Source organism: Desulfobacter sp. UBA2225, assembly GCF_002348205.1.
Classification (GTDB): domain Bacteria; phylum Desulfobacterota; class Desulfobacteria; order Desulfobacterales; family Desulfobacteraceae; genus Desulfobacter; species Desulfobacter postgatei.
Window position 1 is genome coordinate 1 of sequence record NZ_DDYV01000309.1, and the last position, 2,635, is coordinate 2,635.

A 2,635-nucleotide genomic window follows, 5' to 3' on the forward strand; every position below is an offset into this window, starting at 1 on the left:
GGTGGAAAACGTGGAGCGCGTGATGTCCGAAACCGGCCTGCCGCCCAAGGAAGCCACTCAGCAGTCCATGGATCAGATCACAGGTGCGCTGGTGGGTATTGCCATGGTGCTTTCCGCAGTGTTTATCCCCATGGCCTTTTTCCCGGGCTCCACCGGTGCCATCTACCGGCAATTCTCCTTGACCCTGGTATCGGCCATGGGCCTCTCGGTTCTGGTGGCCATGGTCCTGACCCCAGCCCTTTGCGCCACCATGCTCAAGCCGGTGGAAAAAGGACACCATGAAAACAAAAAGGGATTTTTCGGCTGGTTCAACAAAGCGTTTGATCTCAGCAAGGCCACTTACAGGACCGGTGTTAAATACTCAACCACCCGGATTTTGAGATTTCTTGTCATCTATGCAATGATCGTTGTCGCCCTGGTGTGGATATTCAAGGGAATTCCCACAGGCTTTCTGCCTGACGAGGATCAGGGAATGATGATGACCATAATTTCCGCCCCGCCGGGTGCCACCATGGAGCGTACCCAGCAGTCCGTGGACAAGGCCATTGATTATTACCTGAACACGGAATCAGAAAACGTTAACAGCCTTTTCACGGTTGTGGGATTCAGTTTTGCAGGCAGGGGCCAGAACATGGCCATGGGCTTTTTGAGCCTCAAGGACTGGGAAGAGCGGCATCGCCCGGACCAGAAAGCCGCAGCCATTGCAACCCGGTCCATGGGAGGTCTTTACAGCGTCAAGGACGCCTCAATCTATGCATTTATTCCGCCTGCCATCCTTGAGATGGGCAATGCCACAGGCTTTGACTTCATGCTGGTGGACCGCGGCGGGTTAGGCCATGACGCGTTGATGAACGCCAGAAACCAAATGCTGGGCATGGCGGCCCAGAATCCCAAACTGGTGGGTGTGCGGCCCAACGGCTTGTCCGACGTTCCCCAGTACACCCTGAACATTGACTACGAAAAGGCCGAAGCTCTGGGCGTTTCCACTGGTAATATCACCAGTGTGCTGCAGGCGGCCTGGGGCTCATCCTATGTGAATGACTTCATGGACGGAACCCGGCTGAAAAAGGTATACATGCAGGGTGATGCCCCCACCCGCATGCTGCCCGAAGATGTTGACAGGTGGCATGTGCGCAACAATAACGGCCAAATGGTGCCGTTTTCCTCCTTCTGCCATGGAGAGTGGTCCTATGGCTCCCCCAAGCTGGAACGATACAACGGGACTTCTTCCGTAGAGATTCTGGGGGCACCGGCCCAGGGCGTCAGCTCGGGCGAGGCCATGGCTATTATCGATGATCTTTCCAGCAGACTGCCCCAGGGCATTTCCCTGGAATGGACAGGTATCTCCTATGAAGAACGCATGGCCGGTTCCCAGACCGGTCTGCTGTACTCGGTGTCACTGCTGTTCGTATTCCTGTGTCTGGCAGCCCTTTACGAATCCTGGTCCATCCCGTTTTCCGTCATGCTGGTGGTACCTTTGGGGATCATCGGCTCCGTGGTCGCCACAAAATGGGCAGGCTTAAACAATGACGTCTATTTTCAGATTGCACTGCTGACCACGGTGGGCCTTGCGGCCAAAAACGCCATTCTTATTGTGGAATTTGCCAAGAGTCTTTACGAGGGCGGTATGGGGCTGATTCAATCTGCCCTGTCCGCTGCAGAACTTCGGCTGCGCCCGATTTTGATGACCTCCTTTGCGTTTATCCTCGGTGTTACACCGCTGGCCATTTCAGACGGTGCAGGCTCTGCCAGCCAGAATGCCATCGGCATCGGCGTTATCGGCGGTATGGTGGCAGCCACATCCCTGGCCATTATCTTTGTTCCCCTCTTTTTTATCCTCATTGAAAGGGGCAGTGAAAAGAAAAAACAGACCGAAAACGGTCAAGGAGAATGATTCATGCCAAATAAAATGATTACAGCAGCCATTGCCGGTTTACTGCTTTTTACGGCCGGCTGTTCCTTTATCCCCGAATACAGGCAGCCGGAAATGCCGGTGGCTGATACATGGGCTGACAAGGATCCAAAAGCAGATCCAGGGTCCGGTCAGGCGGCAGCCGACATTGCCTTCCAGGATTACTTTACATCCCGGACCCTGCAGCAGATAATTGCCATGGCCCTGGAAAACAACCGGGATCTGAAGGTGGCATTGCTCAATATTGAACAGGCAAAGGCTGCCTACCGGATTCAAAAATCCGACGAGGTGCCTGTAATCTCAGGCAGCACGGGCTTAAGCCGCCAGGGTATCCCCGAAGACAGCAGTAGTTTTGGGAAACAATATACTGCGGATACATCCATGAGTGCGGGACTGGGTATCACGGCCTATGAACTTGATTTTTTCGGCCGGGTCAAAAGCCTGAGCCAAAGTGCTCTTGAGAGCTATCTTGCCACCCGGGAAGCGGCATCAAGCACCCGCATTGCCCTGGTGGCCCAGACCGCAGACGCCTATGTCAACCTCCTGGCCCAAAGAAAATTGCAGCACCTTGCCGAAGAGACCTACAAGGCCCAGAAATCGACATATGATGTAATCAAGACACAGTATGATGCAGGCTCCACAGACCAGCTTGCCCTGGCCCAGGCCGCCACATCCGCCGAAAGCGCCAAGGCCTCCATTTACCAGTATAAACGACTGGCTGCC

The 2,635-nt window shown here is 54.5% G+C and carries 2 protein-coding genes; both read left to right on the forward strand.

Going from position 1 to position 2,635, the window contains the following annotated elements; translation table 11 throughout:
- Positions 1-1,894 (forward strand): efflux RND transporter permease subunit (locus B3D59_RS16130; RefSeq protein ID WP_286822139.1); only part of this gene is annotated, 1,894 nt, incomplete at its 5' end.
- 3 nt (positions 1,895-1,897) lie between these two features.
- A partial coding sequence (locus tag B3D59_RS16135; RefSeq protein ID WP_286822140.1) for a TolC family protein occupies positions 1,898-2,635 on the forward strand: 738 nt, incomplete at its 3' end.